Here is a 526-nt window from a genome sequence, read left to right on the forward strand (position 1 = left end):
CTCGGTACCGGGGGGAATCGCGGCGGATCTTGCGGTCGACTCGGAGGTTGTCGCAGCGACTGGCGACGGCGGTTTCCTGATGAACGGTGCCGAGATCGAGACCGCGACGAGAGTGGGATGTAGCTATACGATCCTCCTCTTCGTCGACGACGATTACGGGCTGATTTCCGAGAAACAGCACGCCCACCGCGGCGAGTCGTTCGGAACGAAACTCACGAGCCCCGATTTCATGACGCTCGCCGAAAGCTTCGATATCGATGGGTATCGCCCCTCAGAATGGGATGAACTCGAGGACGCGTTGCGGGATGCGCTCACGAGCGATGAAATGTCGCTTGTCGAGGTTCCACTCGATTGACTTACTCTCCGCCCTGAAGGGCGAAAATTCCTCCGTGGGTACCCCTGAACTCACTGTCGTCCTTTTCCGGCTCGCCCACGTACTGACGAGTGATGACTCATACGGATTGCTGTAACGATTTACCGGCGCAACCGCCGCACGGGTCGCGGTTGCGCCGGTAATGACTTACAG

The 526-nt window shown here is 58.9% G+C and carries 1 protein-coding gene; it reads left to right on the plus strand.

From position 1 onward, the window contains the following. Positions 1-355, plus strand: a 355-nt coding sequence (locus tag ACNA7R_RS20645; protein WP_416285398.1) for a thiamine pyrophosphate-dependent enzyme, incomplete at its 5' end; no start/stop codon positions are given. Positions 356-526 lie beyond the last annotated feature (171 nt).

The organism is Natronococcus sp., from assembly GCF_047921035.1.
In the GTDB taxonomy this organism is placed as follows: domain Archaea; phylum Halobacteriota; class Halobacteria; order Halobacteriales; family Natrialbaceae; genus Natronococcus.